The organism is Nocardia sp. CA-084685, assembly GCF_050955785.1.
In the GTDB taxonomy this organism is placed as follows: Bacteria; Actinomycetota; Actinomycetes; order Mycobacteriales; family Mycobacteriaceae; genus Nocardia.
Map to the genome: position 1 here is coordinate 32,006 of NZ_CP192095.1, position 25,072 is coordinate 57,077.

Sequence of the window (25,072 nt, forward strand, 5' to 3'; positions counted from 1 at the left end):
ATCAGGATGCGAGTCCACACCGACAGTGGAAGTGCTCACCCCCGACGGCAACACCCGCAGAACCGACCTGTCCGCCGCCACACCCCGCGACGACGAATTCCCCGTCGGCGTCGGCATCCGCGACCTGTGGTACGGGCCCGACAACCACTTCTACGCCTCCATCGCCTCCTGGAAATGCACCAAAAAACCAACGGAGACAACCTGGTTCGAGGAATGCAGACACCGGTCACACCAGTATCGCTGTGGCGGCTGGAACCCGACACACTCACCTGGTCCGACCAGCACGCCCCACCAGCACGCATGACCCGGTTCATCGGCAACCAAGCCATGCTGTCGCTAGCCGTGCCCGACTGCATCGGCATCCACCCCTACATCGGCATCAACACCGACTACTGCCTGACCGGTCCCCTCTACAAAACCACTGACCAACAAAGAACCCAACTCGCCGACAAAGTCATCGAGATCTACACCGAACCACTCAACTAGACACGCCACCAGCGGCAGCGCGCACCAACAGCGCGACCGCTCGAAGCGGTGAAACCGCAACAGCCTGTAAGGATCTCACAGCCGAAGCCGGTCACACCGCATCCTGGGCGGTCTTCAACCGGTCGGCGACGTAGTCATAGAGCCGCCACACCGATTCCGACAACAGATCCTGATCAGCCGCAACACACCGTCACCAGCGACGATCGACCGTCGACGGCTGTCTCACGTCTCCCCGAACCGCCCCTCTGGCGGAGTTCTGGCAAACGCCGTGAGCACGTCATCGACTGTCGGGTTTCACACCACGAGTGCGAAACCCGCACGAAGCCCCGTCTCGGCGCGGCTACCCTCGCGCGCAGGAGGCCACCATCATGCCTGACCCCGATGTTGTGATCTGCTCTGCCGCAGCCAATTCTGTGCACCGGCCCCGTCTCGGCACCGTCACCGGACGCGTCGCCGTGCAGGATGCTACCCGCCACGGACGCCACGATGGCGGGCTCACCGCCACCAGCACAGACGCTCTCACGGTCACGATTCGGCCGTGCGTCTTCGCGGCCGCGGATCTTTCCGGTTCCGAATGTGGATTTTTACCTGGCTCTCCCACCCCGGCCGTGCGAACGTCGCCATGGGTCAACGAATCCCCCACCACACTGCACCTGTACTCGATCGGAGAGAGCCTGTGACCACTCCCCGCCCCTTGCTTGCGGTCGCCGTCATCGCCTGGAAAGACAAAACCTCGGGCGAAATCGACCCCGACGCCACCGCACAATTCGGCAGTTTCGAGCGCGCCGACCAATACTTCGGCCTTCTGGTCGGTGACTACCCACCTCCGGGCGCAGTGGAACTGCGATTCGCGCCCCCTCACGACCCCTCGCTCCGGTACGAAGTCACCGCGGACAGGCCCACGAGCGAAATCGACCATCACGCCACCGCCCGATTCGCTGTCCCCGAACGCGCCAACCAATACCGCAGACTCCTGATCCGCTCCGGCGACTACACCCGGTATGCAGTACCACCGATTGAATACCTGCCCCCGCCCGCCCCGGGAGCCACCACCAGCGCCATCAGCGCCGAGGTACGCGACGCGCTCGACGCGGCCGCCGCGTGCGCTCCGGCCCAGCGCAATCCCGTACCAGGCGCCGCCGGAAAGCCGGGGACATCGGCCACACCCACCGACAGCGCCTCGTCGAATATGGCACGCAAAGAGCCGTCGAGCACGACCGACGACATCGCGGAGTTCCGCACCGCCAACCTCGTGGTGGGAACAGCTCACGCCAATCGGGTGGTCGAGGGCGATCTCTACGCCGACCGCGACTACACCGGCGGTGCCCCCGCACCATTCCCGCTGCCCGACGCGGAAGCCATCATGAGCGCTGCCACTGCCGAGGTACGCGCCGCGCTCGCCGCCGCTGCCGCGGGCGCGCCGAGCCTGGGTGCCCACGCACACAGCACCGCCGAGAAGCCGAGGGCATCGGCCACACCGGCCGACAGCACCTTGTCGAACACGGCGTACGAAGAGCCGACGAGCACAACCGGGCACCACATCAAATTCGAACAGGGAGGAACTGTCTACACCGTCCACGCTCAAAATATGATCCCCGGCGATGCCGTCGGCGAAACCCTGACCGGCCGACACGACTACTCCCGCCCCAACCCCGAGCCATCCCCGCCGCCTGCTGCACCTGCGGCCGGCGACCTCGGACTGTAGAAGGCAACGTAGCCGCTGGCAACACCGCTACAGACTCGAGGCGTCCACACATTCATGCGAGATCCCCGACCGTGAACTACCGGGACGCGGTCAAATCAATTGAGATCCAACAGATTTCGTAAAAGACGCGCCGTCACGCATCGTCGGCCAGCGCGGGAAACCATGCTTCGCCATCAGCAGTAGCGTTGCCGGACCGACGGGCAGGTCGCCAAGGTCGATAGGCCGCGTGCGGCCCCACCATTTGACAGATCATCCCGACCGTCCCTTCCCACGTCTCGCAACAGCAACTGGTTGGCCGGATCGTCGCAGACGGCCCCAGCCCCAGCGAAGGTGAGCTCGTTCTCGGTTGCGAGTTGGCGAAACAGACCTGCCGGTCCTATTTACATAAGGGCCGTCCAACACGTATCCGGCGAGGGTGGTGACAACCGAGAAGCCACGGCGTGCGAGTTGTTCGACCCACCCGCGGCACAGCCCCGATCACCATGACCTACTCGTCGACCTCGTGCCACAGGTCCAGCCCAAGCACAACCGGGCGGTGGCGGGCACGCAGACACGACAAACCAGCCCGGCTGCGGTGGTGAGCGTTATTACGTGCCAATCCACATCGGGGTGCCCACGCAGATCACGTCCACATCACCTGTGCCAGGAAGCACGGCATGGACCGTCGCACCGAAATCGGCTGCCGTGTAATCGTTTTCCGGTGTACGTCCCGCGACGCTCATCGCCAGTTCCGCAACCTGGTGGGCGACCTCGATGTCGGCGAGTTCGAATGCCGCGGCCTCTTCGGTCTCGTCCTGGTCGACAGCCAGCAGTTGCAGCGCGCGCCGCGCAGAGTCACTCAAAGTAGCTGGAATCGCTACCGGCACCTCGATATCGGGGTCGGGTCCATTACTGGCCGAACCCCACAAACACCACGCCACACGCCTGGACCCCGCCCACCCGACACCCAGCACCAACAACAGCCGCGGATCGTCGAACACCTCGAAAGTGAACCGTGCCACGCCCTGAACCGGGCCCGGTGTTCCAGGCCCATGCGTCGACCAGCCCGCCAAGAACTCCTCGGCGGAGGGAAACTTCGCCGTCAACTGCTCGATCACCGCGTCTCGATCCACACCGATCATTCTCCGCCATCACCGAACACCTGCGGATCCTTCATTGACGCCCACAGGTTCGCCTGCGTCGATCAAGGGGACGGTAGCGGCGCCGACCGGGTGTCGGCGTCCTCGATCACCGCCCGACCGAAGACCACCGAAAAGCCCTGCGCAACACACGAATGTAAACCTGATACTTGGGGCGGGCGATCGCCACGACGTGCCAATCCTGATGGCATTCAAGGACTTGCCCGAACACCGCGACCGGCAACACCGACTCACACCACAATCGGCAAGGCCCATCATGGCGGTTCGACACACCACGGCAGCGCCGCGGTGACCTCATCGGTCGACAACGCCCGGCCCGCACCGTCCAGGACCGACAACACGGTCTCACGCAACCGAAACCGGGCTCGACGCGGGCCCATAGCCCCGTAGACGACACCACCCGCGAGCTGATCGCCGCCGACATCGCCGCCGACATCGCCGACGGGATGCTACCGCTGTGGCCAGGACTACCTGCCCGACAGCCCGAACAGTGCCGATCCCGGGTACAACGCACCTCTCACTCTATGAGTGCCTCACCGTAGTGGCGGTGGAAGAGGGTCAGCACGTCGAAGGTAATGGTTTTGCCCGAAAGGTCTGCGCAGTCGGTGTCTACGGTGGCGTGGCGCAGGTCCTGGATCTTGACGTCGGTGACGTTGACCGTGGGATCGTCGAAACCAAAGGTCACCTTGCCGGGTTCGAGGTCGGCGTCGTTGAGAACTTCGACCTCGAGACGGCTCCCTGTTGCTCTCGCAGTCGCATTCGGTAGCGGCAGCGGCATGTCCCACGTTTCGATGAAGACCTCGCCGGAGCGTGGTCGCCCGACCGCGTCGGCTTCCACAACGAGGTAGTCCATGCTGACCACGTTCGGTGTCAGGCCACTGCTGTAGCACTCCGACGCCGAGAAGTCGGAGACCAGGGGCATCTCGTGGTTGAGTAGTTGCGCTTCCGGGAAGTGCCCTCCACCGGCGGAGGAATTACTGGAGAACAGCTTTCCGTCCGTCGTGCTGACCACCATGATGAGTCCGTGGCCATCGCTGACGCCGTTGCCGAAGGTGTTGCCACTGCCCAAAGTACTGGGGAAGACTTCCAGATCGGTCTTGCCCAACTCGCCGGCCACTCTGATGGCTTCGACCATGATGTCGGACGCGACGACGTAGTTCAGCGCTAGAGCTTCACCTTCGCCCTGGAGCCCGATGGGCATGTGGAACGAGCCGCCCTTGTCCACAATCGGCTTCTGGTAGCCGGGGCACGGAACGAAGCCCTGTTCGAGCGCTGAGGTGAGGTCAATCGGCTGTGGTGGGGTGAAGGACCTGCCACCGTCGTTCGACGTCGACAGCGCTGGGATGAGCTGCCCGTCTCGGATGAGGTCCACACGGCAGACGACGTCGTTGTTGGAGATCCCGAACGAGGCTCCTCCGATCGTGTCCTCAGCCACAAGGATCTGTTCGGCTCCGGCGTCTGAGCCCTCGACGCGTCGCACGTAGATGCGGCCGGTGTCGCGGCACTTGTAGCCGAGGACTCCGAATGGTGGCTCCTCGGTCTGCACGAGTCCGATCGGCACCTGGCTGTAGGCAAAAAACGGAAAGTCGATGTTCTTTCCTTGTGTCTCGATTCGATGCCCGTCATGCCAGATTTCGCCTCGGCCGTTCGGGCGGGTCACCCAGGTGGGGCAGACCCGTCCCGTGTACTTGTTCAGGGTGAGGTGGGCGCGCCAGATAGCGCCCTCGGCGAGGGTCTGACGTCCAAGCTGCGGTTCAGAGGCAGCCGGGAGCAGGTAGCTGTGTAGGACCAGCCGATGGCGCTCGACACTAGCTGCCCAGGTCATGCGTCGCACGTCGTCGCGGAGGATGAGGACTTGCGGCCCTGTGAAGTACCGGGTGCTTTCTGTCGACCGGGAGATCCTTCGACCGCCGTGGACGTCGCCTTCAGGTCGCCAATGGCGCGGGAGGATCTCGCGGGGAAGTGGCTGGCCGTCGAAGTAGCTGTCGGATAGGGACCGGCTCGGCGAGGTCCGCCAATGGCCGTGTCGTTGTGTCATTTCGTTCTGCTCAGCACGAGTTACGAAGCGCATTGCGTCCTCCGATTACCTTGGGTAGTCAGGGATCTCGTCGACTATTGGACTAGTCGCCACACCACCCACGGCGTTTGTTGTGGGCGCGACTAGCGCTCTTTCGCGTGGCCGTAGCCCAGAAAGTATCACACGCGATTTGTGTTCGAAGGGACACTTTGAACGAAACCTCGATACTTCGTGAGGCTAGTTAAGACCGCTAATTGCCGGGCCATTCGATGAACACAACAAAACGACTTCGAAATGCGGGAAGGAATGCCAGGGACAAGTTCGGTGAGGTTGTCGATCGTTTGGACCGGCGCACCGCCGAGAAGAACCGGTCAGTGTGTCCAACGCCGTCGAATACCCTGTTCGTCGAAGGCTGATGCGAAACAGCTTCCGAATGCTGACGACGAGCGGCCGGAATTGCATTGGCCACGAAAGGAATTCCGCCGATTAGCGGTCCCTGACTGAGCCAGCGCTGCCAGCACTGCCAGCCGTGGACTTGATGCTGATCGTGCCCCGTCAGGGTCTTGTCGGTCTGGAGGTGTCTCGGCGCGGATCGCAGGCACGTTGGATGATCGGGACACCGACGAGGTCAATGACCCCGACAACCATCCCAATCATTGCGGGGACGGTTTTCCCCTGGGATAAGCAGGGCGGTGCCAGTAATCCAGCCTGTCGCCGACGCGATAAGTGCCGAAAGCTTCGGAAATTCGCGACTTACGGTGAGGATCACCAGTAAGGAGAAGACCACGAGCAGCAGCGCTCGCTCGCACCGCTCGCGCTTCATCTCATTCCGTGTCCGCACCATCATGGCCTGGGCTGGCTTGTTTCGCAGTGTGAGCCCGTTCTTTGTTTGAATCATCTACAGTCCCGTACCCAGCCACGTCGCGCCGACCACGAAATCAATGGCCGGGCCGGTCGGCGACGCCCGCTATACGCGCGCAGCGTGACCGTCGGCCGGTCAGGCTCACCGCTGCTCACCCCCGTCCTGGTCGATCGCGGCGCGCAGGATCTTGTCGACCTGCTCGAGGCAGTACTGACGGTCGCGTTCGTCGGGGCCCGCGTCCTCGGCGAATGCGCGGTCGATGCGGGCCAGCGCGGTGAGCACCGCGACACGAAACGGGTCGGCCCTGCCGGGGTCGGGCGGGGCGGGGCGGGGCGGTGGTCGACAGTGGTCGCGACGACCGAGAGCCGGAAATGGTTGCCGCTCAACGGATCCAGCATCACCGGGTACCGCTTCCCCTCGGCGTTGCCCAGAGCATCCGGGGCGACATCATCGACGGTCAGCTCGATCGACCCACCCAGCTTGAGCAGCACCGCCACCAGCATGTCGTGACCGAAATCCGGGTCATAGTCCTGAGGGCGCATCTCGCGATATCCCCTCTGTCGTGCTGTCATGGATCGAGCGGACCAGGGCTGCGCGCCGCGCGCGCCCTCGGTCCCGCAGAGGTTCGAAATCGGAACGGTTTTCACCACTGGCCATACATGCAGACCGGACCGCTCCCGCGGTTGCGGTGTTTGCCCGAGGCCAAATGCTTCCCGAGCCAGCGCCGTGAGCGCGCCCGGGCTTCGTCCCGCTCACGCATCCGCTCGAAACCCTCATGGCGGGCCCGGGGTGCCCAGCTGACGTTCAGCGGCGCGTTCGCCACAGCGAGCGCAGTTCTCGACCGCACGGCGCGGCTGGGCAGATAGCGGTCAACGCCAACATCCCTACCCCCAGCCCTGCTCACCGTTCGCCCCTGCGACACCACCCCCGGTCCGCTGAGCGGACCATGCAACAGTTCTCAGTGCTGAACGGTCCGTCGAGACCGGCGCGCGCCGGGGCATCGCTGATCATGGTGTGACACTTCGGTTTTCCATGTCCACGCCGCCGAGAGTTCCCGTGGCCGTTCGAAACGGCCCACTCACGGACCGGTGAGTGGGCCGTTTCGGCGGCCTGTGGTACCGGGCCGCGCGCGGGGTGCTGCGGGATCAGTCGAGAACCGAGCCGTGGCCGAACAGATCCAGCGCGCGGGCCATCTCCGGATCGGGCCGGCGGCGTGCGGTGTCAGCCAGCGTGCGATAACGGGCTCGGTGACGGTCGGACGAGGCGATCCACAGGTCGCGATAGGCGGGATCGGTCTCAGCGTTGCCGCGATGGCGCACCGAAACGGCCGCGCAGCGGCTGATCTCGCTGGCCAGGGATATCGCGTCGTGCATGGCGTTCTCCTTGATGGTGAATGGTGAATGGTGACGGTCAACGGTGTGGACGCGGGGGCTTTCCTCCCCCGACTATCGCCGCCGCGCCGTACGGGCGCGGCGCTGCTGCTCGTATTCGGCGAGGGTGATGCGCCGTCCGGTCAGGAGCTCATGGGCATGATCGCCCCAGACCTGGCAGCCATGGCAGGTGGCGCGATCATCGCCGTGCATGCCGAGGTCCTCGAGGTCGTCATCGAGTTCCAGCGCGCGCCGCAGATCGCCGCGCGCGAGCGCGTCGTCACGGCGTTCGAGCAGAAGTTCCAGTCGATTCGTCGAAGAGGTCATCGCAGTGCTCTTTTCGGTGTGGGGCTGATCGATATCGGCGTGGCCGATCCGGCGGCGACGAAACAGCGGCACTCAATGCGCGCAAGCCGTGAGCGGACAGGCAGCGCCGGTGGTGATGCTGGGGCGGCCCCATCCGCCGGTGGCGGACCAGGCACGCGGACAGGGATCACCTGCCGCCCGGGTGATGAGTCCGGACCCCGTTCGTCCTCTCCCGGGACTCGAACCCGGTGTGTCTGCCCGCAGAGAGCCGGTAGGCCGCTACGCGCCCTGTTCGGCGTCGCGGATCTCGGGGGCGAAATAGGTGCAGAAGTCCTCCCAGCCCTGCGGCCACATCCGCAGCGTGGCGCGCACGACCTGCTCGTCGGAGAAGGCCTCGACCTTCGCGATGAGCTCCTCGTTGTCGGCCGGTGCCATATCGGCACACGCCCACAGATACTCACGAGCCGTGCCGAGCTGCGCTGCGCTCGGCGTGATCGGCGAACCGGTACGAGGGTCGCCGACATGGGCGGTGGGCTGAATGGTCATAATCCCCTCCCGAACACAGTGGGTTGTCGGACACCACTGTAGCAACTACAGTGGTGTCCGACAACCCACTGTGTTTATTCTTTACGGAAGGAGCCCGATGGCGACAGCGAAGCGAGCCGACATCGCCCTGGTCGGCCCGACCGGCGCGCTGGAAATCCTCAAACCCCGAGTGCCGCAACGCAAGATCCCCGCACTGCTGGCCAGCGGACTACTCGGCCCCCGCTACCACCACAGCGCGGGCCTGCTCGTCGAACGCGACCAGGTCGAACGCGCCGCCGCACTGCCCGACACCGACATCACCCACCTGCACACACAAGTCGGGCAGGTGTTCGTGACCCGCCAAACCTGCCGCACCCCCGTCACCGGCGACCCCACACGACAATGGATGGGAGTCGACGTATTCGCCCCGCTGCCCGAACAACTCGCCGCGACCGAGGCCTGGTACACAATCGGCGCCCAAACCCGCGCCGCGATGCGCGCACGCATCCACCACAACGGATTCATCCCCCTGGTCTCCACCGTGTCCGGACTCGTCGGCCTGTGCCGCGACATCATCGAGGTCCCCACCGAACCCGGACTCGTCCGCTTCACCACCCGCCCCGCCGGAACCTGGTCGGACCTGGTCACCAACCACTGGCTACCCACCCGCCAAGGCGGCCCCTGGACCTGGACATAACCACCCCCAAACCCCCACCACGACAACCCAATTCCACCACTGATCTCACCGACAGCCTCGACGCCGCCTCGCTCTGCAACCCGCACACTCCCACCGCGGCACTACCCACAGCCCCCGACCACACCACACCAGCGACCGCCCCCACCCACGACACAAACACCACAGCACTAGTCGACAAGCCGGAACCGGACACAGGCTCCGACAGATGAAACCCCACACCACAACAAAATTCAAGCGGGCCAACACCGAGAATCCGTGAACGGAACCGCCCCAGCATGAACCTCATCAACGTGACCGACGAAGACGAAAAGTGCCGCCGCGTGTGAAGTGATGATTCCCCAAACACCCACCACCCACCGCCCGCACCGACCCCAAGCGACAGCCAGGCCAACACCACACCGCGCGCACCCCCGCAAACCGCAACAAACAAGGACGTTCCAGATGCCAACTCCAAGAGTCCAAACCGTCGCTCACCTGCCCGCAGACATAGACGAAGCACTCACCGAATACTCCCACCGCAGCGGCACAACACGCAGCGACATCATCACCGCCGCACTACGCCAATACCTGACCGACAAAACCCGCACCACAGACACCCCACGCACGTAAACCACCGCTACGCAGACCACCGCCACCGCCGAGCCGATCGAACCAGAAACGCCCACACACAACCGTCACGCCGGTTCCCGCCCACGTGGCCGCCGCCGCACACACCAGCGGTGTGAGTCCACGACGCCCACGTTCCTGAACGGACATAGCTTGTGACTGCTTCACCCCCTTCTGGACGGCACCTGCACCCATCCGCTGGAACCCCGACAAGCGCACCTGGGAGCCCCGTATGAACACCCGCGACACCTGGGGCTGTGTGACAGCCGCGATGACCGCCCGCACCCCGATCCCTCACCTGATCGACAACTATCTCGCCCGTACCGGGTGGGCCAAATCGAGCAAAAACGGTTGGACGACAACGCAATACGGCTCGACTGCCTGGCTGCCCGCCATTCCACCTGACGCCGCGGCCGAAATACCGGCACTGCCGCCAGGCACCCTCAACGGGCTCGTGCAACGCCAGCTCGCCCAGCTCGACATCGAGCGGGACAACACCGTGATCGACGTGCTGCTCCGGCTGGAATTACTCGAGGGGCGATCCTGGACCGCTATATGGACCGACATCGCCGGGCCGAGCGATGTCCCGAACCCGGCCCCGCCCACGCTGGCCGAGCAGGCCGCGCGGATCGCCGCAGATCTCAACGACCTGGACGCCTACATCGAAAAGCACAACAGCATCACCGGCCAGTGGTGGCCATCAGTCGCCGTCAACATCGATGCGGACACTGTTATCACCGCCTACCCCACACGCCGATCCGACGTGCCGCTGCGCTGCGCCCAGGGGATTGCTGGAGCATCGACGTCCGATACGCGCCCATGCTAGAGACAATGATCGGAGGGCACCGCGCAGCCCACACCCCGACCGCACTCACCGCGACGATCCTGCGCGCTCTACTCGACCACACCACCGCACTCACCGCAGCCACAGCTGCACACCCCTCCAACACCCTCTCAACCACCGTCGCCACCACCAGCAGCATCGACAGCGTCCCCACCAGCGCAGGTTTGGGCCACGGCCTCTGAACAACGGCACTCGCCGCCCACACCCCGACAACCACCATCAACTCGACCGGCACGACGACCGGCTGACGAGGTGACCCGCGTGCGGATGCTCCAGGCCCGTAACCAGTTCCACGCCGAGGTGTTCGAGATGTTCGGCCCCGCCCGGAATCCGGGATCACCCGACAGGAATGCGACCGTGGTGCACTGCGTGGAACCCGCCAGCAGCCAGGTATCCGTCCAGCTGGGCGGAGGTTCCGGACCATGCGCGCTCGCCGACGACGAGAACTCCCCACCCGGCCTGTGCCGCGTCCGCGAACTCCGGGCTGCTCGGTATCTCGGTGCTCCACTCGCCGATGCGCAGTCGAACCCAGCCGCCGGCAACCGTCACCGACGCAAGGCCGGGGGTTTGCGGGGGTGCGCCATCAGCACCCACGGCGAGGCCGAGGACAGACGCTAGCCGCCGCATGTCCGCCTCGAGCCCACCTTGCAGCGGATACAGCAGGACGAAGGGGACTTCGCCCTCGGGCGTCTGTCCGGCCCAGCCTGTCATGCCGATCAAGCGGTCGGTGTCGAGTCCCAGCCACCAATTCAGGTTTTCCATGGGCGGAGAACCTCCTTTACTGCTCGCGGGCGAAGAAACGGTTGTTCGCCACGCGGAGCACGCTATCGGGAAACCGGTCGATACCGGCCTGGTCGCGCCATCGGCCGCGTTCATCGGGTGTTGCCCATGCGGTGATCATGGCGTTGAAATTCTTGTCGCGGAAGGTGATCCACGACTGGGCTGTTGTCTGACTCAGCAGCATCTCCCGCACCGGAGCGACGAGCTCTCCCCCCTCGGGGTGGTGCGGATTACCGGCGGCCACCTCTGCAACCACGTCCAGCAGCGCCAGGGCGCGGGCGCGGAGGCTGGCCGCCCACGGGACCTGTTTCTCGGTGCCGGTCAGTGCGGGCCACTCCGCCGCGTCAGCAGCAGCGAGCGCGGCAGCGTTGGCGCCGTCGCGTTCGGTCTTCTGGTCGCGGGCGAAGCAGGCGTTACAGATCTGCTGTTCGAGCTGCTTGGCTTTCCAGTCGCGCTGAGATCGGTTGTCGCCGTGTACATGTTGGGGGACTTCGTGTGTGCAGGAGTGGGTGATGGTGTACCAAGTCATTGCGGAGGAATCCTCTCCGTCGGGGCTCCGGCCGGTGCTGACATCACCTGCCGGGGCCATTTCGGTTTCGGGGCAGACAGGGTGCGAGGGTTCATGGTGCATAGGCAGGAGCCATGGACGCATCCTGAATAACCCCGCAGCGGCGGGGAATCCCCGCATAGGCAGGGCCGAATGCTCACCTCGAGGTGAGCGATCCCCGCGTATGCGGGGAACAACACCGCCGACCTTACCGTGTCACCCGGCGATCCGTCTCCGAACCCGCGAGCCGCCGGGGCGATGAAAACTACCAACACAGTGACGAATCCTCATCCAGCCCCATCGATACCCCGAATACGGATTTGACCCAAAGGTTCTGGACGGCGATCGAGTGGTTCGACCGGTTCGGGGCAGCCTTCGAACAGGACGACACCGCGTGGAAGCGCGATCAGGCCGAGTTCAGGAAGGCGCCCCGAAACTCGGTACTGGACAGCCGCTCATCCAGGCCGATTCGACTGCGTCGGTCTGACGAGCTTCGAGGTGTCGGCACGTGGGGGTCCAGTGACGCGAAAAGCCCCACCTCACAACGATTTCCACGGGCAGCCCGCGTGCGACCCGGTAGCGTTCAGGAGTACAGTTCGCATCCGGCAAAGGGGTTGTGCGGTGCCGAAGTCCAAGGGGCGTAAGCCGAAGAAGTCCGTATCACCGCGTCGCGCTACGCGCCGCCGGGCGTCGGCACTGGGCGAGGTCGCTGTCGGGCCGTACCGCGTGAGACCCGCCCGGACCACGGAGGAATTGCGCGGGTTCGAACGGTGGGCGGCGATGGCGGGCGCGGGCGGGCCGAAAGTCACGGAGAATCTCGTCCACGCCCACGCTGACCGGTTTCTCGGTGAAGGCCTTCGCGATCCCGACAGCAGCCATCGGATGATGATGTCGGCGGTGACCGGCGGCGATCTCGACGCAGTGGCGTGGGCCCGGACCACAGCCCTGGTCGCCACCCTGGATGGACAGGTGGTCGGCGGCACGCTCGTCGGGCCCGCTTCGCAGTTCATCGCCGACCTCGCCGAAAAACACAACCTCGACACCACCGCAGTCATGCAGGCCCTGCTGTTCACCTCCAAACTGCACCTGGTCGCCGTCGACGAAGACCACCGCCGGCACGGCCTCGGGCGGGCCTTCGTAAACGCCGCGACCTCAGCCGCCTACCGGGGCGGAGTGGAGATCCTCTACGGCCAATTCCTCACCGAAGACCCCGGACTCGCCGAGTTCTACCGACAACTGGGTTTCATCCTGAAGGCACCCGCCGAACCGCTGAACTTCGCACAATGGCTAGGCGGATTCCCCGGCGGACCAGCACCACTAGCCAACGAGACATTCTTCTACCGCATCCTGACCACCGAGAAACACTAAGACGCAAGCCTCAACGGCAGCCACACCGCCCGACCGGGCCAGTCGACACCCCGCAGGTGCACCCCAGCCTCAATCGCGCCAAACAGCCAGCGCGGGACCCGACCGCTCGGAGATCGGATCGACCCCGCGGGGTGACACACCGCCCGTGCGGATGCTCGGCCGCGAGGCCCAAGTGATGGGCGACGATGACACCGGCGCATCGCCGTACGCGGAAACCAGTACGCCGCAGTCGTGTCCCCTGTTCCCCGAGGATCCACCATGCCCCACAGCAGTTCACCGCCCCACCCAGGCTCCGAGGAGCCCGCACCCGCCAGCTTCCGCGCCTGGACCCACGAGCTGAGCGTCGACGACCAAGGCGAGTACGGGCTCATACCCGCCATTGACGGCACCCGCGACGACGGCCGAAACTTCCACGTGCACGCCTACGAGGACGGCCACGGCGGGCTGGTCCTAAGCCTCTACGCCGATCCCGATGTCGCGGTCGAAGTCGTCGTCGACAGCGACAGCGCGCCAATCGACATCGACCTCCCGGCCCTGCGTGCCGCCCGCAGCGGACAACGACCACCCCAACACCAACCGACCCGTGCGGTCGAATCACCTACTCCCGCAACCTATCCGGGCTCCGACGCGACCGTGACCACCCCAACACCATGACGATGTTCGGGGGGCCTCACTCATGCAGAAGACCCGCGTTCGGTCCGACTCCGCCGAAGCCAGGGGCCATTGCCTACCCGACAGGTGACGCCGGAACAGCATGCCTCAGGCCGGCCTACTGCGCGAGGATCTCGCGCAACGCAGTGGCAATGGCGTCCCGCAGGTTGTCGTGTCTGGGGCCGAGCTGGTGCTCGGGTGCCTGACGATCCCGGCCGTAGAGGTGGACCGGGCCGATACGCAGGTGATCGGGTTCCCACTGGTAGCGAGCGTGGATATGTCCGTGCAGATGCGGCCACAGGTTCCCGAGGACCTCGTAGTTGATGCGCCAGAAAGCGGGATCCGCGGCGCGGCAGGCACGCTCGACCGCCTCCCCGAGCAGCACCATGTCGTGCATGAACGTCATGCGGTCCGGGCGTGGTAGGTCGGTGAGTTGATCGGCTGTGCCGTCGTGCATCAGCACGCAGTACCCGGGCAGATGTTGGGTGCCGCCGATGACGGCCCATCCACTGCGCATCCTGCATAGCACCGTTGGGTTGGTCCCTTGCCGGGCCGCTCCGATCGGATCGGTGCGGAAGTCGATGGTTGCGGAGCCGGTGTCGGACATGCTTTCCCATTTCTGCTGTGCGCCAAGGGATATAGTCGGGAGGGTGATCGTACGCATTGTGAAGCTGGCCCACTTGGCTGATGGCCAGTCTGGGTTGATCACGGGGGTTCAGGCCCGCGGGGCTGGTGTCACCGACAGCGAGCTCGAAGGCCTTGTCGATGCCGGGTTGCTGGAGCAGGTAATCCCGGGTGTTGTGAGGATGCGGGCCGGGGGACGGCATCCATTCCCCCGTCAGTTCGCTCGATGGCTTCTCCTCGAGCCCCACCTTCCCGCCTCACAGCGGTCCCTCCCCGCCGCCGGTGTAGTTGCCGGAGCCACCGCGTTGCGAATCTACAAGCTCGTCGATCTGCCTGGTCCCACCGAAATCACCACCGTTGGCACATCAAACTTGTCGCAGGTCCCCGAAACGGTAGTCACCGCTGGATCGCTGGACGCTGGCGACTGGAAAACTGTCGATGGCCTTCCCGTGGTCGTTGCGGGCCGCGCCTTCACCGATGTCGTCGGCTCGGGCCGACTCGATCCCATCGATTTGGGCCGTATCGCAGCACGGATACTGCAGTCCGGACTCGCCGATGACGAAGAATTGGCGACGCGCCTTGAGAAGACCCGCGTGGCGACGGGCCGGGATGGTGACGGGCGTAGCTGGCTGACCGGCCTGCTCGCCTCCAGTGATGAAGCCTCGGCCGCGGGAGCTTGAAGAGTGGCCCAACAGTGGGAGGACCCCGCCCCACATATCGGTTCGGACTTCATCGAGGCTTTTCCCACCTGGCCGCACTTTCATCGCTTCATCGATGATCACGCCGCCCCACCTGAAGTCGGCTCCGACCGGATCCTGCACCAGGTTCTCGCCGCCGACTTCGCACAACGACTTGCCGCCGTGGAACCACACGACTGGGTCCTGCTCGGGTCGCTGTCACTTCCGGCGCGTCCCGTCGACACCAAGTGGCCGACTGTCACGATCTCCTCGCCGCTGGACCCCGCCTACATCGTGGCGCGCGCCGCGTTCGATCTCGACTTGTCTGCCCGCGATCTCGACGACCGTGACCCCGAGCAGGCCGCCACACTCTTCAGCACCACCGTGGCCCGCCTACTCGACCACGTCGCCGCCGACGATCCCGACGTCCTCACCACTCGCGGCTTGGGGTTGGGTGGTCTCGTGCGCTACAGCATCGCGCACCGCACAGTGCATCCCAACGGCACCACCATGGGCGTCGTAGTCGCCCAGCCCCGCGATACACATCTAGGCCCGCACATGACGGTTCCAGTAGACGATCCGATCAACATCGAATTCGATATCAAACCGCCGGTCAAGGTGGGCTTCGAGGGACCATCCGAGCCGAGCTTGCGGCCGGTTGTGGCAATCACATTTCCTGGAATGAAGCCCTACACACCGGACTTGTTGCCCACGGCCCATCAGCTCGCCACGAAGATCTGCATGCTCAGTGGGCCACCATCCACGTCACGGATCATCGGGGCTGGCCCTTGGCACCGCTACAAAGACCTTTTCGACTGCTACTACCTGATCCGCAACTGTCGTTTCGATGCCCAGGGGATGCGTGAAGCGATCCGCACCAACCAGAACTTGGCCCGCTTCGGCCGCACCGACCTGCCTGACCCGTACCGCCTGTACCCCGGCGATCCCGGATCGGATCCGATCCCGTGGCTGCAAGGTGTAGAACTGCTGCGGTCGACACACCCAGAGCTTCGTGACTATCCCGCGTTCCCGGAACTCGAAGCCACAATAACCGAGTTCGTTGCCGCACTCCGGTCCTGCGGGCCGACCGCAGTGTGGGAAAGCCACCGATGGCTCGCCAAAGAAGCGGCCCCCACAGGCATCGATTCGCTGGAGGCCAGCGACGAACTGCTAGACGCGCTCGGTGCAGCCGCAGATCCTCACACCGACCACGATAAATCGGCGAACCCTCGTGCGAAATTGGCAGTAGGCGAGAATCCGTCGGCACCGAGCAGTGGACTCGATGGCCCCTCCGAATCTGGTTCGACTCTGGGCATCTAACAAGCCATCAAGTCCCTTTGGCATAACCGGTTGGCTGCATTTGTGGGCATGTCAGCAGGGCTGGGGGCTTCGGGCGGCAGCCTTAGCCGATCACGAGGTGAATCATCTGATGTGGCAGTGATTTCGCTTATCTCCCCGCTCCGGGTCCGGCATCCTGGGTTGGGCGGGTTTTGCCGTGCCAGCTGCTGCCGCACTACACCCGCGGCCATGTGACCTGGCGAGTCGACGCCGCCGCGATCACCACTCCAGGATCGTCCGGCGGATTCCACCTCGACGCGCCCCCGACCTTCTTTATCGAAGACGGCCCGTACGGCGCGGTCACGGTCTGGCTCTACATCCGTTACTTCCAAGCGCTCATCCGGGTGCCCGCCACCGCCGAGCACCACCTCGGAATCACCAATGCCCTCACCGACGAAGACCGAGTTCTCATCGGCCACATCACCGAAAATGGCCATCGCACTGTCCGGCCGCCCAGCCACGCCCCACACGCCGTGGCCCGTCGTCGAACTTCATCCCGGCCTGTCGGAAAGGCAATTGACAGCAGCACGGGGGGCCTCAATAGAGCTCGGATTGCGTTGCGATGATGTCGAATCAGTCGAGCTGGACGTCGATGCGCGATATGCGCCGCCTGCGCACCACCCTCGCGGCCGTGGAGGAGGAGCTGCAGGGCAGCGGAGACAACCACCGAGCCATAGCCCCACGGCTCGAGAAAAGGGACGCGAAAGAGAAACCTCCACGAGGCGAGCGCCAACCCGTTACCCCTCGCGGAGTTTCCCTATTCATCCAATGCAGCAGAAACAGGGGTCTGCATCACCCACCATAAAACGCAGACCCCCCACCACACCCACCCAACCCACACAGCCAGTGTGAAACCTCCACCGCACACACCCTGCCGCGCAACCGACCACAACGATCCAGCCGACGGGTGCCGGCCCGCATCTTCGCGCCGCGAGGTCACACCCGTGAGACACGACGCCTACACGCCCTACCCCGGCCCGCCACACTGAGAAACACACCGGCCCATCCCACACCGGACGCCTCGATCACCTTCTGCAACAACAGATCTGCTGCTCGAAATCAGCCAGGCAGGCGGGTCGACGTAGACGTGCAGAAGGAACACCAGCGGTGTGACTTCCCACTCTGCGCGCCGCGAGCCGCACCTATCGTTGCCGCCAACTTTGCACACGACTGGAAAGGGTTCCGCATCCGCTGCACCGGGCCGTTGGGGTGGCAACCACAGCATCCACGAGCACCCTGACACCAGGCGCCGTGACTAAGGGAGTCAAGCCCGGGTGAATCACCGTCCGACCTCTGGAGGTACGTCATGGGCTCGATCAGCATCCCCGTTGACCGCGACACTAACACTCACCACTTCGTCCTGGACTACCTGCACGAGAACCTGCTGTCTGGGCACCGGGTCATCGCGCACAACAAACTTGCTGAGGGTGATGAGGTTGGGGCCGCTCCGTCGTAGCGGGGCCTCGCCGGGTGCGCAGCAGCCGACAATGATCAGGGTCGAGATTGGCTCCACCGGCAACGGCACCGAATCGAGCCTGCAAAGCGCACCGGTTCCCACGAACATGGTTGCGGCCCAACCGGTTACACACCCTCAGAATCGGCGAGCGCTGCGAACCCCTTCAGCGCAAGCGGATTCACTTTGCCGAGGGTGGAACGAATCGGAGTCTTTGAACGCGGCCGGCAGATGCACTCAGCCGTGACCTACACCGAGCTGCCCGCCACCGAAGCCCCGAAGCCGGAGTCGAACCGTAACCAGTCAGACAACTACGGCACTGGCCCCTAGGATCGATTCCGTGACCAACCGAGACCAGGAACATGACGAAGACCTGGAGCTGCTCAACAACCTCCCCCTGCCCGTCGCATTCCTGCGACCAGCGATCGTCCCGGGCACGTGGACGGCGAAATTCCCACTTGAGCACTTCCAGACAGCCTTCCCGCCCCTGCGGACCACAGGACCCCGATAACGAGGTGGTCACACCCCGCCACCGTGCCGATGAGGCTCTCGATCACCACCTGTGTGAGCACCACGACACGCTCAGCACCCATCCGCGCTGGCAAATGCGCTACTCATTGATCGACAACCCGCCGCAACCACCCCCGGTCGAATCACGCTGGACTCGGGACCAACTCCACATCGGCACCTGCCACGACGCCCCACCCTTTTAACGGCTGGGCAAGAATGGCTACCGGGGCGCTTTGACCGCGAACGGGAATCCCAGCTGTCGATGACACCAGCCGGTTCCTCGAGGCCGAGCTGGAAAGTGTGGTCCAGCGCTACCGAAAGTGTCTGACCCCGGGGCAGGATCGCACTCCACGCGCACGCGGCCGTTTCCGGAAAGATTTGTCGGGGCCCAGCGTTAACATCGGGATCGACATCACGTTCACCGTGTCGCGGGGATGGCTCCGGGTCTTCCCACAGCGGCAGTGCCTTTGCTCCCCGCGCACGCGGGGCATTCCCCGCACGCGCGGGGCATTCTCCCCACCTCAGTGGGGTCACACGCTGGCGCATCCACACCCCGCCACCCACGATCCACCTATCCGAGAGAGACATGCCGTCTCTCGTCGCAGGAAGCGAAAACCAATGACCCGCAACGACACCGATTGGGCCGCCCGGATCGCGGCTGCCCGTGCTAACCGGGAATCCGCCGAGGCGGCCGAGCTGAGGCTGCTGCGCGACGCAGCCGACGCTGGCCAGAAGCCTTCCGACATCGCCGCCTGGTGGGGTTCAGGCAAGCCGCGCGTGTGGGAACTCCTGCGCCGCGACACCGAGGGACGTCCAGTCACCGAATCCCCCACCGCCCCGGTCACGGTCTACCTGCGCGGCGCGGGCCGCGGTGACCGCACATGGCAGCAGGTGCGAGAGGCGATGTGGGCGCGCGGCTGGCGCACCACCAGCGACCGAACCAGCGCGTGGCATCTGGCACGCGGCGGCTATCCCGTGGTGCAGTGCGACTTTTCCACCAGCCTCGACGAAACACCCGGCCCCTGGTACGGCTACGACCTGTACGTGATCGCGGGCGTCGTACGCGCCCGCTACGACACCACCGCGCACACCATCCAGATCCGCGACCTCCTGCCGACCCCAGCAGCGGTGAAGCACCACAACGCAGCGTGGGCCGACATCGAAGTCACGATGCCAGGCCAGGAGATGGACATCCAGCTGCTCACCAAAGTCAAACAGGCCGAACCCTTGTGTTACGACTCTGCACCTGGCGCTACCAAGAGCCTCGCCCGGGTCCTCGACGCCGCCGCGCTCGCCGACATCGTCGAACAGGCCCTCAAACTGGCCTGACCGCACCCACCACCACGAGTCCGTGCCACCTCACCAACCCGAACCCCCTTCACACACAAGGCACTTCCCATGGACAACGCCACCGTGACCGACGCCCACAACCAAACCGGGGACGAGGACCCTGCCGTGCCGCCCCGCCCCGCCAACCCGAATACCCGCTACCACACCCGCAAAGCTCGCGACGCCGAAGCACGCGCCGCGCACGCCGCAGCCTCCAGACAATGGCGCCGCGCACTGGCGGCCGCCGCGTTCAACCGCGACGACCAGAAGCGACTATTGAATGCGATCCGCAACGGCACCACCGTCGCCAACGCCGCCCGCGACCTCGGACTCACCCACCAAGCTATTTACAAACGCGCGAGCTGGGATACCCGATTCGGCAACCAACTCGAACGAGCACTAGCCGAAACATGCCCCGCCGGAACCCACTGCGGCAAACCCTCCGGCGCCAGGTTCTACCACGGCCACTGCCACGCATGCCGCATCGCCAAACGACACCCCACCACCGAATAACAAACAACGCGAACCGAAACCACCACCGACGGCCACGGCGGGCCGCAGAACACGCCACCCGGCTCCACAGCTGCCCCACACACGCAAGCGATGACCGCCGACCGGAGAATAGGAGACCAACCATGGGCCAGGACAGCGGTGAGATTCGTCAGTTCCCGCCAGCAGGAGCGTGACCACCACGGACAAGCGTGATACGTGCGCGGCGTGCGGGCAGCCCGCCACCGACACCGACCCACATACCCTGACTGACACCGGATTTCGTGTCCACTACCGCCACACCACTACCCCCGAGTCAGGGCTGTACGGGCACGAACAGTAGGCCCCCAGCGATCGGGCAACCGATCGCGACCGCACAGCCCCGCCAAACCAACGACAACACCGACAACGATTCGCGCCCAACAACTCCGCAACAACGACAATGCGCCTCTCCCCCATCCCCGACCAGATCGCCACCTGCCTTGAACGGGAAGCAGCCTCATGGGTGCACTGGTGCAACACCCACTGCCTCCACCCGGTGATCGGGTACCGGCCGCTGGTCGAATACGAACACCTCTACCATCAACGGACCATCTCAGCTGAGGTGGCCTGAACCCGAGTCTCCATCGGATACAGGACGGTTCACAGTGTCACGGCACGCACCTCGGCACCGAACTATAGGTATGCCCAAACTTCAACCCGGACAGCGTCGTGGCAAGTGGACCCTGACGGAAGCGATAACGAAACACGTCTGGCACGTGACCACCGACGACGACACCGCCGGCGTCCTGAAGACACCGCGCAATGGCTACCCGACGACCCTCAGCAGGTTCTGCGATGAGGTCGAAGGCCTGCAATCCCTGGCCGGCGTACATGGCGTCCTGCCCGTAATCGACCGCGACTGCGAGACCCCAGCTCGATGGTTCGTGATGCCACCCGCGCAACCGTTGGCCGACCACCTGGCCACCGCGGACTTCGATGTCACCGTAGCGGCGTTCGCGCAACTGGCGGCAGTCTTGGCCGATCTGAAGAACCGGCCGGATCCGGTCGCTCACCGAGATATCAAGCCAGACAACTTGTTCTGGTTCGACGGCCAGCCGGTGTTCGGCGATTTCGGTATCGCAGCATGGGCAAATTCCGCCGGGGTCACCCAGGACCGGGAGAAGGTCGGCCCTATTGCGTTCCTGGCACCGGAAGCGATGCGCGCCGCCCGCGTTCTGAACTGGCATGCCGCCGATATCTACAGCTTGGCGAAATCCCTGTGGGCGCTTGCCGCACCGCGCCAGATATGGCCTGATCACAGAATCACCTGCGAGTATCCGCCGCCCGGACAGATCAAGGACTCCCGGTATTCACTCAAACACTTCGGCGGACCTGCGGCACGCGAGCTGGATCCGGTCATTCAACAGGCCACCGCCGATCTGAACGGTCAACGCCCGACCGCGGCGGCGTTCGCCGAGGAACTGCGCTCATGGCTGCGCCAGCATCCCGGCCCGCACCCACGGCCGCCGGAAAACGGCGGCCCGAGACTGCTGGGCCATGGCGACATCCAACTCCTGCTCCAAGAGCACACCGCCACCGCCAACGCGTTTCTATGGCGCCTGAGTACTGAGTTGCGCGCCGCACTCGGCTACGTTGAGCTCGACGACAGCGTCGACGACAGTCCCCGCGGCACACGCGACGCGGATGGAACACTCAAGAGCGCTGCCATCATGGACCGCCACGGGCGACCTCCCGAGGACGAGTGGGACGGCTCGCTGATCCTGCGGTTCCAGCCACCTAACGCTGATGTTCGCCTGATCGTGGGGGCCGTGATCAACTCTCGCACCGACATGGACCTCATCGCCGAACGCCACCACCGCCTCCCCGATGGAACGTGGACCCTGGTGTTCACCGACGACCTGCAGAGCCTGCATCCCGCATTCCCATCCACCACTGAGCAATTGCGCCAGTTGATCACTCGGCTCACGGCCGACCCCAAAGTCCCCAGAACCGACCAAACCTGGACCGGCGACCGCGTGCTGTGAGCATCCGGCATTCCAGCAGCCGCACGTATCCCGAACCCGAATAGTCCTGGCGCACCGATGGAAAGCGTAGATGACCCGGATCTAGTAGTTGGTGAACCAGCGACCACGTACTCGAGGGATGCCTGGACGAACCGAACGCATCTGCCGGAACCATGCCAGGACTCGGGGATCACCCGCCACACCTGCGCGGTGCCACCACTTCGTCGCTTCTTCGGTGGCTCCACGACTCTGCAGGAGATTCGCCAGCGGGAACATCGCATTCCCTACACCGCCCTCCGCAGCTTTGCGGTACCAGTCCTCCGCTTCACGGTCTCTGCCCCCACCTTCGAGCAGCACCGCGTAGTTGAGCACTGCTGCGAGCCCTCCCGCGGCGGCGGCCTGATGCAGCCAGGGTTCGGCTTGTTCAGAGTCTCCAGTGTCGTGGAGCAAGGCTCCGAGGTTGTTCATGGCATCGGCATTGCCCGCGGCGGCCGCTTTGCGCCACGCTGCCTCGGCGTCCTCGAGATGCCCGTTGGCCTTGAGCAGATTCCCCAGGCTGTACATAGCGTCGGGATGGCCGCCGGCATCTGCTCGGCGGTACCACTTTTCGGCCTGCTCGAGGTCGTTGCTGCCCTCGAGCAGAATCGCAAGATTATTCATGGCATCGACGTTTCCGAAGGTGGCTGCCCTGCGGTACCACTTCTCGGCCTCCGCGAAGTCGCCTCTACGTTTGAGCATGACCGCGAGGCTGTTCATGGCGGCGGCATGATCGGCCTCTGCAGCCTTGCGGAGCCAGTTTTCGGCGTTCTCAAGGTCGCCACGGTGTTCGAACAGAAGCGCGAGAGTGAACATGCCGCCCACAGACCCCGCCGCGGCGGCCTTGCGCAACCACTGATCTGCATCCTCGGTGTCCCCGTACTCCCTTAAGCGCACCGCGAGGTTATGCATTGCCTGGGGGTCCCCGCCTTCGGCGGCCCTATACCACCAGCCCTCAGCCTCATCGAAATCCCTGTCGTCGTCATTCAGCAGGATCGCAAGATTGTTCATCGCCCCGGGATGTCCGGCCTCTGCGGCCTTGCGCCACCAGTATTCGGCTTGCTCAGGGTTTCCGCTCGCTCTGAATCGGATGCCGAGGTTGTGGCTAGCGACAGGATCTCCGGCGACGGCAGCGCGGTAAAGGATTCGTGTCGCGTGCTCGATCTCATCGCGAAGAAGCGCCATGGAACCGACAGCGGCGAGTGTTTTGGGGTCAGCGCTGTGGGTGGCGACGTCCCAGAATCCGTCAGGGATGGGTCTTTCACGACGTCCATGTTGGCCGTCGTCGGCGGCGACAAGATAGTCGAACGCTCGGTATCCGCAGTCTGTGTCGGAGAACCAGACAGTATCCAGGGCCGCGATACGGGCGGTTGTCTCCACGGATTCCCGCGCGGTGACAATCGCAGCAGCAGTTGCACCTGGGTCGAGGCCGAGGTTGCGTTGCAGGGTTCTCGCCCTGCGGTCGGCGAGGTCGATGAGGACCGGTTCAGGTATCGGGTCCGAGCGGCCGATGCGTCTCCAGTCCACAGACACCTGAATCACCGCGCGCAACCGTGGGTCTGCGTCGTCGTAGCGTTCGAGTAGGGCTGGTGCTCCGGCAAGGACTTCCCCAAGTCCGTAGCCCAATTCTTGGTATCGCTCCAAGTGCAGGTCGCGATATCCCCTAATAGCCATAGCCCTTGCCAGCTCATCATGATCGTCGCTGGTCGACTCAAGGGTGATCCGTGTCGCATGGTTCAGCAGCGTGCGGGCATCTCTGGTGAGTTCGCCTGTGGCGTCGCGCAAGCGTTTATAGGCTTCCCGGCGCAGGGTGGCCGCGACCACGGTGCGGCCTGGATGAGCCGCGCGCATGTGTGTCAGCCACGTCGGACCGAGTGCCTGATCTTCCTGGAGGTATTCGTCCAGGTCGTCAAGCCAAACGACGATTGTCTCGCTACTTCGCGTGTAGGCCGCGTGCTGCGGGATCTTGTGCAGTGCAGTGGGTTCTGGCACCAGCACCCGGGCTTCTGGCAGCTGTCTGCGGACCGCCTCGAAAAGGGTGCGGGTCTTGCCGACCATCGACCATCCGATAACCACCACCATCGTCGGCCCGGTCAATGCCTTGGCCAGCCGGGCGTCCACATCGCTTGCCGTGCGTTGCACATACGGATCGAGGCTCGGGCCCGAGTGTCCCACCGAACCGAATTGCGTGGGCACTGCACCAAGTTGATAAGGATCCAAGTTCGAAACCCGTGGCAGGTGACCATCGGCACCGAGCTGCTGGACCAAACCCACCCAGGGTTGCAGGTCGTCAGCATCGGAACCGTGCACCCGCGGAATCTGGTGCGAAGTTGGCTGGCCTGCAGATAGTCCCGGCGACGGCGCATCGCCGAGGGGAAGTGGCTGTGCGTCGAGGGGTACAGCCCGCTGCCACAACTCTCGCCATCGTTGGCTGGCAAACAGGGCCTCATCGAGGGCGATGTGGTTTTCCCTGGCGATAAGCCGGCAGGCGGAGACGAATTGCGTCACTGTGTCCAGCCTCGGGACTCCTGTGCCCCATGCCGCATTACGCAGCGCAGTGGGTCCGACCGCATCCTTGCTTATCGCCTGCAGCTTCGACACCATGCGCCGATAGGGTGGCTTACCCACTTTCAGGCGCAAATCGGTCAGGGCAGCAGCCAGTTGCGCACGCGGGTCGTCTCTGTCGTCCATCACTGACATCGTTCAC

At 64.7% G+C, this 25,072-nt stretch carries 24 protein-coding genes; 14 read left to right on the plus strand and 10 right to left on the minus strand.

Annotated features, from left to right (window positions below; translation table 11 throughout):
* Nucleotides 1-213 precede the first annotated feature (213 nt).
* The gene (locus tag ACQP2U_RS42265; protein WP_433716935.1) at nucleotides 214-486 is read left to right on the plus strand and encodes a hypothetical protein; all 273 of its coding nucleotides are present in this window, start codon (nucleotides 214-216) and stop codon (nucleotides 484-486) included.
* Between the two features lie 676 nt (nucleotides 487-1,162).
* Entirely contained in the window at nucleotides 1,163-2,191 is a 1,029-nt protein-coding gene (locus tag ACQP2U_RS42270) for a hypothetical protein (protein WP_433716937.1), read from the plus strand.
* Between the two features lie 587 nt (nucleotides 2,192-2,778).
* Here ACQP2U_RS42270 and ACQP2U_RS42275 read toward each other — a convergent pair.
* The 6 genes from ACQP2U_RS42275 to ACQP2U_RS42300 all read right to left on the minus strand — a co-directional run bounded on the left by ACQP2U_RS42275 (nucleotide 2,779) and on the right by ACQP2U_RS42300 (nucleotide 8,431).
* Nucleotides 2,779-3,303, minus strand: coding sequence for a hypothetical protein (locus ACQP2U_RS42275; RefSeq protein WP_433716939.1), 525 nt, complete (start codon nucleotides 3,301-3,303; stop codon nucleotides 2,779-2,781).
* Nucleotides 3,304-3,847: 544 nt separating this feature from the next.
* Complete coding sequence (locus ACQP2U_RS42280; protein WP_433716940.1) at nucleotides 3,848-5,155, minus strand: hypothetical protein; 1,308 nt, start codon at nucleotides 5,153-5,155, stop codon at nucleotides 3,848-3,850.
* Nucleotides 5,156-6,350: 1,195 nt separating this feature from the next.
* Nucleotides 6,351-6,491 (minus strand): hypothetical protein, encoded by a 141-nt coding sequence (locus ACQP2U_RS42285; RefSeq protein ID WP_433716942.1) that lies wholly within the window; start codon nucleotides 6,489-6,491, stop codon nucleotides 6,351-6,353.
* A gap of 863 nt (nucleotides 6,492-7,354) precedes the next feature.
* Nucleotides 7,355-7,582, minus strand: a complete 228-nt coding sequence (locus tag ACQP2U_RS42290) for a hypothetical protein (RefSeq protein WP_433716944.1) — start codon at nucleotides 7,580-7,582, stop codon at nucleotides 7,355-7,357.
* 72 nt (nucleotides 7,583-7,654) lie between these two features.
* Nucleotides 7,655-7,906: a hypothetical protein gene (locus ACQP2U_RS42295; RefSeq protein WP_433716946.1), complete on the minus strand. Its 252-nt coding sequence runs from the start codon at nucleotides 7,904-7,906 to the stop codon at nucleotides 7,655-7,657.
* 258 nt (nucleotides 7,907-8,164) lie between these two features.
* The gene (locus ACQP2U_RS42300; RefSeq protein ID WP_433716948.1) at nucleotides 8,165-8,431 is read right to left on the minus strand and encodes a hypothetical protein; all 267 of its coding nucleotides are present in this window, start codon (nucleotides 8,429-8,431) and stop codon (nucleotides 8,165-8,167) included.
* A gap of 97 nt (nucleotides 8,432-8,528) precedes the next feature.
* Here ACQP2U_RS42300 and ACQP2U_RS42305 point away from each other — a divergent pair, with 97 nt between their 5' ends.
* From ACQP2U_RS42305 to ACQP2U_RS42320, 4 genes are all read left to right on the plus strand, one after another.
* Nucleotides 8,529-9,107 (plus strand): hypothetical protein, encoded by a 579-nt coding sequence (locus ACQP2U_RS42305; RefSeq protein ID WP_433716950.1) that lies wholly within the window; start codon nucleotides 8,529-8,531, stop codon nucleotides 9,105-9,107.
* Nucleotides 9,108-9,548: 441 nt separating this feature from the next.
* A complete protein-coding gene (locus ACQP2U_RS42310) occupies nucleotides 9,549-9,716 on the plus strand; it encodes a CopG family transcriptional regulator (protein WP_433716952.1) in 168 nt (55 codons plus the stop codon).
* A 229-nt stretch (nucleotides 9,717-9,945) separates the two neighbouring features.
* Nucleotides 9,946-10,539 carry a hypothetical protein gene (locus ACQP2U_RS42315; protein ID WP_433716954.1) on the plus strand — a complete coding sequence of 198 codons (594 nt, stop codon included), beginning with the start codon at nucleotides 9,946-9,948 and terminating at the stop codon, nucleotides 10,537-10,539.
* Between the two features lie 5 nt (nucleotides 10,540-10,544).
* A complete protein-coding gene (locus ACQP2U_RS42320; protein ID WP_433716956.1) occupies nucleotides 10,545-10,739 on the plus strand; it encodes a hypothetical protein in 195 nt (64 codons plus the stop codon).
* Between the two features lie 154 nt (nucleotides 10,740-10,893).
* On the opposite strand, the gene ACQP2U_RS42325 is transcribed toward ACQP2U_RS42320, so the two are convergent.
* Together ACQP2U_RS42325 and ACQP2U_RS42330 are read right to left on the minus strand one after the other, a co-directional pair.
* Entirely contained in the window at nucleotides 10,894-11,319 is a 426-nt protein-coding gene (locus ACQP2U_RS42325; protein ID WP_433716958.1) for a hypothetical protein, read from the minus strand.
* Between the two features lie 16 nt (nucleotides 11,320-11,335).
* Entirely contained in the window at nucleotides 11,336-11,866 is a 531-nt protein-coding gene (locus ACQP2U_RS42330) for a hypothetical protein (RefSeq protein ID WP_433716960.1), read from the minus strand.
* A 639-nt stretch (nucleotides 11,867-12,505) separates the two neighbouring features.
* On the opposite strand from ACQP2U_RS42330, the gene ACQP2U_RS42335 reads away from it, so the two are divergent.
* Together ACQP2U_RS42335 and ACQP2U_RS42340 are read left to right on the plus strand one after the other, a co-directional pair.
* The gene (locus ACQP2U_RS42335) at nucleotides 12,506-13,252 is read left to right on the plus strand and encodes a GNAT family N-acetyltransferase (protein ID WP_433716962.1); all 747 of its coding nucleotides are present in this window, start codon (nucleotides 12,506-12,508) and stop codon (nucleotides 13,250-13,252) included.
* Nucleotides 13,253-13,510: 258 nt separating this feature from the next.
* Nucleotides 13,511-13,906 (plus strand): hypothetical protein, encoded by a 396-nt coding sequence (locus ACQP2U_RS42340; protein ID WP_433716964.1) that lies wholly within the window; start codon nucleotides 13,511-13,513, stop codon nucleotides 13,904-13,906.
* A 115-nt stretch (nucleotides 13,907-14,021) separates the two neighbouring features.
* On the opposite strand, the gene ACQP2U_RS42345 is transcribed toward ACQP2U_RS42340, so the two are convergent.
* Nucleotides 14,022-14,510, minus strand: coding sequence for a diadenosine tetraphosphate hydrolase (locus tag ACQP2U_RS42345; RefSeq protein WP_433716966.1), 489 nt, complete (start codon nucleotides 14,508-14,510; stop codon nucleotides 14,022-14,024).
* Between the two features lie 43 nt (nucleotides 14,511-14,553).
* On the opposite strand from ACQP2U_RS42345, the gene ACQP2U_RS42350 reads away from it, so the two are divergent.
* The 6 genes from ACQP2U_RS42350 to ACQP2U_RS42375 all read left to right on the plus strand — a co-directional run bounded on the left by ACQP2U_RS42350 (nucleotide 14,554) and on the right by ACQP2U_RS42375 (nucleotide 22,350).
* Nucleotides 14,554-15,207 (plus strand): type IV toxin-antitoxin system AbiEi family antitoxin domain-containing protein, encoded by a 654-nt coding sequence (locus ACQP2U_RS42350; RefSeq protein ID WP_433716968.1) that lies wholly within the window; start codon nucleotides 14,554-14,556, stop codon nucleotides 15,205-15,207.
* A 3-nt stretch (nucleotides 15,208-15,210) separates the two neighbouring features.
* Complete coding sequence (locus tag ACQP2U_RS42355; RefSeq protein WP_433716970.1) at nucleotides 15,211-16,524, plus strand: hypothetical protein; 1,314 nt, start codon at nucleotides 15,211-15,213, stop codon at nucleotides 16,522-16,524.
* 209 nt (nucleotides 16,525-16,733) lie between these two features.
* Entirely contained in the window at nucleotides 16,734-17,108 is a 375-nt protein-coding gene (locus tag ACQP2U_RS42360) for a hypothetical protein (protein WP_433716972.1), read from the plus strand.
* Nucleotides 17,109-19,123: 2,015 nt separating this feature from the next.
* Nucleotides 19,124-19,834 (plus strand): hypothetical protein, encoded by a 711-nt coding sequence (locus ACQP2U_RS42365; RefSeq protein WP_433716974.1) that lies wholly within the window; start codon nucleotides 19,124-19,126, stop codon nucleotides 19,832-19,834.
* Between the two features lie 69 nt (nucleotides 19,835-19,903).
* A complete protein-coding gene (locus ACQP2U_RS42370; RefSeq protein ID WP_433716976.1) occupies nucleotides 19,904-20,347 on the plus strand; it encodes a hypothetical protein in 444 nt (147 codons plus the stop codon).
* A gap of 659 nt (nucleotides 20,348-21,006) precedes the next feature.
* Nucleotides 21,007-22,350 (plus strand): protein kinase domain-containing protein, encoded by a 1,344-nt coding sequence (locus tag ACQP2U_RS42375; RefSeq protein WP_433716978.1) that lies wholly within the window; start codon nucleotides 21,007-21,009, stop codon nucleotides 22,348-22,350.
* Nucleotides 22,351-22,431: 81 nt separating this feature from the next.
* Here ACQP2U_RS42375 and ACQP2U_RS42380 read toward each other — a convergent pair whose 3' ends face one another.
* Nucleotides 22,432-25,056: an SEL1-like repeat protein gene (locus tag ACQP2U_RS42380; protein WP_433716980.1), complete on the minus strand. Its 2,625-nt coding sequence runs from the start codon at nucleotides 25,054-25,056 to the stop codon at nucleotides 22,432-22,434.
* Nucleotides 25,057-25,072 lie beyond the last annotated feature (16 nt).